Origin of the sequence: Bacillus haikouensis, assembly GCF_013179555.1 — a bacterium.
Classification (GTDB): domain Bacteria; phylum Bacillota; class Bacilli; order Bacillales; family Bacillaceae_B; genus Rossellomorea; species Rossellomorea haikouensis_A.
Genome location: NZ_JABMCR010000347.1, coordinates 1 through 3680 on the forward strand (window position 1 = coordinate 1; position 3680 = coordinate 3680).

At 40.0% G+C, this 3680-nt stretch carries 3 protein-coding genes; all 3 read right to left on the reverse strand.

Annotated features, from left to right (window positions below; translation table 11 throughout):
- Positions 1 to 677 (reverse strand): GHMP family kinase ATP-binding protein (locus HP456_RS21145; RefSeq protein WP_172254795.1); only part of this gene is annotated, 677 nt, incomplete at its 3' end.
- Positions 674 to 2173 (reverse strand): lyase family protein, encoded by a 1500-nt coding sequence (locus HP456_RS21150; protein WP_172254797.1) that lies wholly within the window; start codon positions 2171 to 2173, stop codon positions 674 to 676. The genes HP456_RS21145 and HP456_RS21150, both read right to left, overlap by 4 nt.
- 15 nt (positions 2174 to 2188) lie before the next feature.
- On the reverse strand, positions 2189 to 3680 hold a 1492-nt coding region (locus HP456_RS21155), incomplete at its 5' end, for a non-ribosomal peptide synthetase (protein ID WP_246289339.1).

Here is a 3680-nt window from a genome sequence, read left to right on the forward strand (position 1 = left end):
ATAACAGCACTGCGAGTGGCTGTCTTGCCGAGCAATTCCAGATTATTATGTTGAAGTGCCGTACACATATCGGACAATAATGACTGATATTCTAATTTTTCTAGATAAGAAAACTTTCTTTCTACTTGATTGTATTTGATCGTGTCTATTTCCCCTCCCTCATCCAGCGCCAGTATGGTTAACGGAGGACAGCTCCCAAGCGATTCTCTCAACTTCAGCTCTTTATGATAATAAACAACAATTCCAGGATGCATGATCCCGTCGGTCGGCTCTATTTCCTTAATGAATTTCTCCATCACTTCCACCGGGATCTGTAGATCATAATAATCTTCTATCGCTCTGGAAACAGCAATCATATCTGCAGTGGAACTGGCCAAACCTTTACCTTGCAGCAATTCACTATTTATGATTAAACTGCCACTGACGGGTTTTCCGCAATATGATAATAATTTACCAGCTAATTTCAATGATTTTACTTTTCCTGAAGGGGTTACGGAAAGTGTACCGCTCACTGACGGATAGAATTTACACTCCGAATATTTTTCGATTGGGAAGGTTACAAGGAAATCCTGCTCATCCGGGAGTACTCCCTGTAATAGTTCACCGAACGTCCCGTATGATTTCCCTACTCCATAACCATTGGCTGTATATTCAGGGCAATCCCTTTCTGGGCTCATCGTAAACTTCCTTCCTTAGGTTCCCAATGATCAAGAGCATCCAATTTGGACAGGACCTTATATTTTATAGTTGAAAATGTTTGTTTTAACTCTGAATCTCTTTTTTTATGCAGATTAATAATCTTCATTACAGAGGCATCATTCGTAGAACCCCTTGTTATTTTTCTATCTACCTCTTTCCTAAAGTCGAAGATTTCAAGCAGTTCATGAGTAGTGATGCTATTTACGAATCCTTCATCCTTGCAAATACTCGTCAGTAATACACTTGAAACTTCATGAGGTTTTCTATTATTTTCTATATAATACGTAATGAATTTCCCTGCAATTACTTGTGCAGCACGATAAGGAATTTGGTTTTTCATCGTTAATTGGTTTGCAAGCGAAAAACCTCCGAAGAATTCCTCTGAACATCTGGTTTCGGTTTTATCCACATTAAATTCCATATACCGAAATATCAAAATGACTAAATCCAGCAGGTCATCAGCATTGTTCAATAAAAGTGGTAAACTCTTATTCGATTCTTTTGAAACTTCTACAAGGTTGCTGTAAGTCGTATTTCTCTGCCCTAATAAAATATCTATATAGGAGCCGATTAAATGACTGGTCTTTCCACGCGCTCTTTCCAGAAGCGGGAAATTACGTTTCTGAGGCATGGAAGATGAAATTCCCGAAAGTTCATCGGGGAAGGTAATGAACTGTTGTTCACTGCTGCCCCACATGAGGAAATCGGTTAGAAAACGACTTAAATTTGTTCCTAAATATGACAGACACTCACCCATTTCCAATACCCAGTCCCGGGAGGCCACCCCTGCAAGAGCATGTCCAGTGTAGGATGTGAAACCAAGCAAATCCGCCATGAAATCACAGTCCCAGGGAAGTTCCTGACCGGACATCGCTCCGGATCCAAGCGGACAGCGTCCATTCATCGTTTCAAGAACTTGTATCATTTTCTTCACAGAAGCCAAAATATGCTCACTGACAGCCGTTAAATAAAATGAAATATTGATGACTTGAGCAGATTGATAATGAGTGTAACCAGGCATTTTATGACTGAAGTACTTGGCTGCTTTCTCTAGAATTTCTTCGTTCAAGTGAAACATTTTATCTATTAACTCCAGCCACTTTTCCCTTCCGTACATGAGCTGGGCGCATGCCTGGTAATCATTGCGGCTTCTGTCCAAATGCCAGTTCGTAATCTCATTTTCCGATTTTTGATTTACATAGCGTTCAATCGTTAAAGCAATATCAGTCAGATTCCCCTCTGAGAGAATAGACAATGATTTTTTTTCCATATTATTTAATATAGTAATAATTTCGGTAATCTCATTCTTGCCCAGTAATTCCATCTTTTCATAGCTTTGAAGTAACACCTTTTCAATAGAAATATAATGGTGTAGATAATGATCAAGTTCATAATCAAACTGTGGTTTTAATACTTTACTGATGTAAAGGTCATGCGGACTTTTCCCCACTCTTCCTGTTACTTGGTTCACCATCTCGATTGACCTCCCTTACAGATATTGTTTTAGCTTTTCGGCTAAAGATGTTACATTATGCTGTGCCATTAAGTTATTGTGATGACCCTGGATCTTGACAGGAGTGATATCGCCTTCGGTACGGATTTTCCATTCTTCAGGATCCACAAGGTCATGAAAATGATCCTTATCTTTTTCTAAACAATGAAAAACGGTCAAATCAGACTTTACCGGACTTTGGAAATGATAATGATCACAGGCAAAGTTGTTTGATGCCATGATCTTTATAACTCTTTTAACATCCTCGATTTCTGATGTCACAGGAAGTAATTCATTCTCCTTTGCTTTTGACAGTAAAACTGAAAGCTTCTCCTCAGTGGTCATCGCTTCGAAGGCATTCATATTGATTCCTAAACTTTGTGCCCAAACGATTAACGGTTCTTTCCGACCTTCCACTTCATGATCTCCATTGAAAGGGTGAGCATCGATAAGCCCTATGAAGGAACAAACCTGTCCCATTTTTTCCAATATTCTTGCCATTTCGACTGCAATGGTACCACCCATCGACCAGCCTGCCAGCTTATATGGTCCTTCAGGCTGTAACATGCGTATTTCGTTTACATACCTCTCGGCCATTGCAGGGATTTCTGTCAAAGGTTCACAGTCTCCGTCGTATCCGACGGACTGTATTCCGTATATATTAATCTCCTTCTTCAGTTCCTTTGCAAGAGACATATAACACATTGCCCCGCCGCCTCCCGGATGTATAAGGAATAAGGACGGCTTTATCGTCTTCGATCGTTGTAAGGGGACGATCACTCCCTCCGTATCTCCTTCAACCTTCAGCTTATCCAGAAAATCCGCTAATGTTTCGATGGTGCGATACTCAAATAGGATAGACATTGGGACGCTCATTTTAAGACTGCGCCGTATTTTGCCTACAACCTCTATCACCTTTATGCTATGTCCACCTAAATCAAAGAAATCTTCATTGATTCCTATGCCCTCAAGTCCCAATACTTCCTCCCATATAGCAGCCAATGAGTATTCAAGCAAGCTTTCTGGATACCTTTTTTGTTCCTTTGATACCAGATCATTTTTATCAAATGGCAGTTCTTTCACCAACAGTTTACCGTGTGAATTGATCGGTATCTCTTCAATAAACACAATGGCATTCGGGATCATATAATAGGGAAGCTCATCTTTTATTATTGCTTTTATCATTACGGCATCAATATGCGACCCCTTTTGTTTAACAACAAATGCAAATAGTTTCTTCTCGCCTTCAAAGCTTTTTACCACCACAGCTGCTTGGTTGACATCGGGGATATTCATTATGGAGTGCTTTATTTCACCGGGCTCAATCCGAAAACCTCTTATCTTGACCTGAGAATCCTTCCTGGAAATAAAGATGAATTCACCCGAATGGTGCTGCTTGACGATATCTCCTGTCTTATAAAATCTTTTCTCACAAGAATCTCCCAGCTTCAGCTTTACAAAGGATTCTCTCGATAACTCCTCATTATTC

Coding starts and splice junctions, on each gene's coding strand:
- HP456_RS21150 (WP_172254797.1), bottom strand. CDS start 2,173: ATGGTGAACCAAGTAACAGGAAGAGTGGGGAAAAGTCCGCATGACCTT.